The organism is Novipirellula sp. (genome assembly GCF_041583735.1).
Classification (GTDB): domain Bacteria; phylum Planctomycetota; class Planctomycetia; order Pirellulales; family Pirellulaceae; genus Novipirellula.
This window is the reverse complement of the sequence record NZ_JBFHFD010000649.1, coordinates 1-4906: the sequence shown is the minus strand read 5'-3', so window position 1 is coordinate 4906 and position 4906 is coordinate 1. Positions and strand designations below refer to the sequence as shown.

General features: G+C 57.6%; 2 protein-coding genes. Both read right to left on the bottom strand.

Annotated elements, in window-relative coordinates:
- Positions 1-622 precede the first annotated feature (622 nt).
- Positions 623-2149: a sulfatase gene (locus ABX962_RS30205; RefSeq protein ID WP_372725121.1), complete on the bottom strand. Its 1527-nt coding sequence runs from the start codon at positions 2147-2149 to the stop codon at positions 623-625.
- A partial coding sequence (locus ABX962_RS30200) for a sulfatase-like hydrolase/transferase (RefSeq protein ID WP_372725119.1) occupies positions 2146-4906 on the bottom strand: 2761 nt, incomplete at its 5' end. The genes ABX962_RS30205 and ABX962_RS30200, both read right to left, overlap by 4 nt.

The window sequence follows — 4906 nt, the reverse complement described above, 5'->3', positions numbered from 1 at the left end:
GATGTCGAAGCCGTAGCAATCGGAATCGCCAAACACTTGCAACTCGAACCAGAGTTTGATGGAAGAAAGCCAAGATGACCTTGAGCTACGGAGACTTTGAGCTTCAAGCAAAAGGTGGTTTGCCTCCGAATTTTCTCGGGAGAGGTGGCTCGTGTCGTGTCACCTCGCCGTGAAAACTATCGCAGGCGAGGCGATTTGCAGCATGTCACCTCTCCCAAACATCGTTTGGGAGAGGTCGAGCAGAGCGCAGAGCGATTGCTCGGGTGAGGGCCGACCGCGCAATCCGAGGCGAGTGGACGAAAAGTTGCGCGGTCGGCCCTCACCCGGACGAGGCCTAAAGGGCCCGTCCGACCTCTCCCTAGCTTCGCTCGGGAGAGGTGCCTTGCCATCGTGTCACCTCTCCCAAACTTGTTTGGGAGAGGTCGAGCAGAGCCTTTAGCGATTGCTCGGGTGAGGGCCGTCCGCGCAATCCGAGGCGAGTGGACGAAAAGTTGCGCGGTCGGCCCTCACCCGGACGAGGCCTTGAAGGAGCCCGTCCGACCTCTCCCCAGCTTCGCTCGGGCGAGGTGCCTTGCGGCGTGTCGCCTCTTCTCAAGCAACGGAGACTGCGGCGTGCAAAAAACTACTTCGGTCCAGCCCGATGGATATGGATCGCATCTTTCGGACCGCCCGGCGGTGTTCCCCGCTTTCGCTTTTGACCTTTACCCAGCTTTAACGAATCGCCCGTCTCGCGGTCGAAATAATCGGGGGTCAATTCTTCGGGCGCGGCATCGCCGGTTTCATCTGTCCATTGATCCAGGACTTTTGAGAGTCGCGATTTCACTTGTTTGTACTCTGGGTCAAACGCCAAGTTGGTTAGCTGGTTCGGATCGTCCGCCGTTTTGTACAATTCCTCTGCCGGACGCGGTTCCAAAAAAACGTCCGCTTGGGCATCACTTAGCTTTTCGCCATCACGCAGTCGTCGCAACGTTTGGTGCGAGGGCGAACGGACCGAATCCGCGGGTCCCTGCCACGCCAAATCTGGACGCGAATTGCGAATATAGAGGAACTGTCCGTCTCGCACGCTGCGACCGTGAGCCTCGTAGTCGTGCCAATTATGCTCCGAAAATGCAAAGCGACGAATCGTTGATTGCCGATCGCCAAAGATCGGCGTCATGCTCACGCCTTGAATCGTTTCCGGAATCTCTGCCCCCGCCACCTCGATCACGGTCGGAGCGATATCGATCACGCTGACCAAGCTTGATGTCGTGACGCCTTTCCCCGCGATCCCCTTGGGCCAATGGGCGACCAACGCGGTCTTCATTCCCGAATCGTGCAGTCGTGTCTTCGCTCGAGGAAACGGTCGCCCGTTATCCGCTAACACCAGGATCAAGGTGTTGTCGAGCTCGCCTTCGGACGCAAGTGTTTCAGCCACTTCGCCGACGAAATAATCGAACCGTGTCACTTCGTTGTAATATGACGCCAAATCTTGTCGCGTCGCCGGTTCATCCGCCAAAAACGGAGGGACGATCACATCCTCGGGCTGATGTTTGGGTCCGTACTTCTGTTCCACCCACTCGTTGTCCGCATCCCAATTGCGATGAGCGTCAAGCGAGGCGAACCAGCAAAAGAACGGTTTGTCTTTCGGCCGATTTTTGATCGTGGCGGTCCAGCGAGCTTCGGCGCCGTGGTTGTCGGGCGTTGTACCTGGATCCACTAGGTCCCAAGGTTTTGCCGGTTTGGATTGTCCCGCCGCTGGCGGTTCGGGCGTCATGTGATTCTTGCCCACCAGCGCGGTGTAATAACCACTTTGCCGCAGCACCGCAGGAAACCAAGCTAAATTGGCTGCGATCGGTTCATGCAATTCCGCTGCCCGGCCGAGATTGTGAGGATAGCGGCCGGTGATAATACTCGCACGACTCGGGCTGCAACTACTGGCGGTCAAGAAAGCCTCGGTGAAACGCAGCCCTCGTGACGCCAGTGCGTCGATATGGGGCGTGCGAGCAGCCGGATTGCCGTAGCATCCGAAATCGTTCCAGCTGACGTCGTCGGCGATCATGATCACAACATTGGGCTTCGTATCGACCGACTCAGCCGCAGCGGCTGCATCGACCAGCGTTAGCGGTGTCAGGAACAGTCCCGCGATGATGATTCGTAGTGGCACATTCATTTGCTTTCTCCATGGATAAGACGCTTCGGCGGGGTGACCATCAGTGATTCGATCACGGTGGCAAGTTGTTGCGGGGGACACACAAGTTTCACATAGCTGTGTTGACCCGAGGGGTCTTCGACCCACGTCGAAACACCTTCGACATCCAGCTTGACGCGACCCCCGGAAACGACTTCCCAGTACTCGGGCTCGGCACCCCGCACGGCGAACAAGGCAGCGGCTTGATCATAGCTGGGTTGGCCCCCGTCAATCGAAGCTCGATTCTTGTAGCGTCGTTTCTCGTAACCACGGCGGACCGGATTGTCGCTCGGCGTTTGTTTCAAACGTTCGCCAGTGATCAGCACGTTGCCGATCTCGAAACCGTGCCAAACGATTTCGCATGGCCACTCGTTGGCAACCACGATTGAGGCATCCAGATGGGTCTTGATGTTGGTTTCGGGACGATTGGACTTGGGAAACTCGCCTCCCATGATAACCAAACGACGCACCTTCTGTTTCACCAAATTCGGCTCACGCCGCCACAGTTCAGCCAGGTTCGACAACGCTCCGACACTGCAGATGGTGACGCTGCCGTCAGGTTGTGCGGATAATGTTTGCCGGTAAATGTCCAGAGCGTCGGGAGCTTTGTCGTCGGGACCGATGTCGTTCGGGAACTCGTCTCGCAAACTCGGCGCATACGTACTGGTACGCTGCAGCGCCGTCGGGCCCACTTTGTCGGTACCGATCGGAAGATCGGGGTGGCCGTAGTACGTATTGATCGCGTCAACCGCCGCAGCCGATGCCTTCGTCAAATCCGCACGATTGACAATCGTCGCCAATAATTCGCACTCACCGCGATCATCCAGTGCATGCAACATCGCCAATGTGCCGACGTCATCAGCATCGCCCGACATGTCGGTGTCGAGAATCAGCTTGACCGGATCCACTGTCGGCAATCGCTCGGCGGCCAGGTAGAAGGCGCCTGCGATCTCTTTGCCCTCGCCATCGTAAAACCAGCTTTGCATGGTCGTGCGACCTGCGGGCACGTGCATACGGAATCGAATTTCGCCCGACTCAGGCGTCACGTTTCCACGTTGCTCTGCATCGCCTACACGCAGTTTTGCCGATGCGATTGGCCACGCGGGGCCAGCCGGGAGGACACCGTCGGTCACTCGAGCTTCATCGACACCCGAGGTCAGACTGAGGTGACATTCGTCGGGCCAACGGCTCAGTCGAAATTCGTACTCGCCTGCCTGTGCCACCTCGATATGCCACACTCCGTTCTTGCGATCGCCAGCGCGGACTTGTTTCTGTTGATCGATGAACACGTCGGCCCATTCACATGCTGTTAACTGAACAGGGTTCTCCGCGTCGTGGCCAATGATCGATCGCTCGAACTCGTTGGCCTGATCTTTCACGCCGTCCCACCACGCGTTCAAGTGGGCTCGCATCGCTCGGGTCACTTCCGGATGCTCGGCGATCACATTTTGGGTTTGCAGCGGATCCTCGGTCAAATTGTAAAGCTCTTTGTCGGAAAGTAGCCGCCACTGTTTCCACAGCACTCCCGCCCCCTCACGACGCGGAACGGCGCCGTTGTTAGCAGTCGTTTTGACCATCCTGAACGGCATGCGGCTGTAATTGATCACCAGCATCCGGTCCTCGGGAACGCCACTCGTTCCTCTCAACACGTTGGCCAGACTAATCCCGTCAAACTGAGTTTCCGTGGGAACATTCATCCCCAGTAAATCGACCAAGGTCGGCAATACATCTTGCACTTGGGTGAGTCCCGTGACGTCACCCGCGGGGCGCAGCGAACCGGCAGGCCAGCGGACGAAGCATGGCACGCGATGTCCACCCTCCCACAAAGTTGTTTTGCCTCCTCGCATGTTGGCATTGAAATATTTTGGCCCGAACGTGCTGCCGTTGTCCGTCAGAAAAAGGACCACGGTGTTTTCACGCAGCCCGCTGTCGGTCAAAAACGTCTCGAGCCGCCCCATGTTCTCGTCAATGTTGTCGACCATCCCCAGGAAACGGATCAACTCGGACTCTTGCTCCGGCGGAAGACTTGGCAACGTGTCGCGGACCGATTCGAATGCCTTTTTCGCCGCTTCGTGATTCCGCTTTGGGACATAGTGGGGTTGATGAGCCGCAGCGGTTGCCAAGTAGCAAAAGAAAGGACGCTTCGCCTCCGCTTGGTCCTTCATCCACTGCATCGATTCGCGAAACAATACGTCCGTGGTATAGCCACGATAGGATTCACGCACGCCGTTGTGGACGTAGGTGTCGCCAAAGTAATCGTTCTGCCATGCATCGGGAACCGAACCGATGTGGGAGGACGGAAACCATACGCTTTCCTGAAACCCGCGATCCTGAGGCCGGTAGGGATAGGTGTCGCCCAGGTGCCACTTTCCGAACAGCCCCGTCTGCCAACCCGACGCGGTGAACAGGTCACCCATGGTTGGAAACGATCGTCGAAGCAGCGTTCGGCCGCTGCTGACGTTCATCGCGCCGTTGCGAAGGGCGTCCACTCCGGTCATCAGCTGACCTCGAGTCGGCGTGCACATCGGTGCGACGTGAAAATCGGTTAACCGGATACTCTCGTCGTGCAGTCGATCCAAATGAGGCGTTTGCACGACCGGGTTGCCATGGCAGGAAAATTCGCCAAAACCTTGGTCGTCAGTGATCACCACCAAGACGTTCGGTCGCTCGGCGGTCGGTGTTTCCGCGGCAACGACCGCGGACGCCGAAAGCAACAACGGTAAAGCTAGAAACAATGTT